The 586-nt window shown below is 53.9% G+C and carries 1 pseudogene; it reads right to left on the bottom strand.

From position 1 onward, the window contains the following. Window positions 1-91: 91 nt before the first annotated feature. A pseudogene (locus ACRXB1_RS37295) lies at window positions 92-586 on the bottom strand (hypothetical protein); the annotation flags it as partial.

Genomic DNA, 586 nt, shown 5'->3' with positions numbered 1-586 from the left:
ACCATGCGCACGGCTTCCAGCATGAATTCCTGCGTATATCGAGCTCTCGGATTACCCATCTTTCCTTCCTCCTTGCGTGAGTTTTACACACTCAGCAAGGGATCCATTTTTTGCGGGCAAGCTCAGACCATCCTAAGAACGTTCGCATCTTCTGCAGTGCCTCATCCCTCGCGTCACCGCTATCCAGCAGTTGATGTAAGCGCACGACAGCGCTTGTGTGACGCAGGTCATGCGGCATAACGGAATCCTTGCCACAGCGATCGCTCAATTCACGACGTACCCGCTCCGGCAACACATTCGAGACTTCGCGAACCGCTTTTGTCAGCGATTCAGTCGCGAGCGGGTTGCCAAGATATGAATTAAGCAGGAGCGGGTGGCTCGGGCGGCCGCCATAGCTTTCAACGTAGGTCTGGACCAGCTGAGCCGTTATCCCACTGACAGGAATCTGTCGGACAGAATCCCCCTGCGTCACAATAGATGTCGCCTCTGAATTTTCCCAATCCGAAGAACTCAGAGGTGCAGGTTGAATGCCAAACAGACGTATTCTGTCGAATTCAGGGAGCAGGCGCTGGCAAAGGTCTTGCAA

It is taken from the genome of Caballeronia sp. M23-90, assembly GCF_053574605.1.
This window is presented reverse-complemented; position numbering and strand designations above follow the sequence as displayed.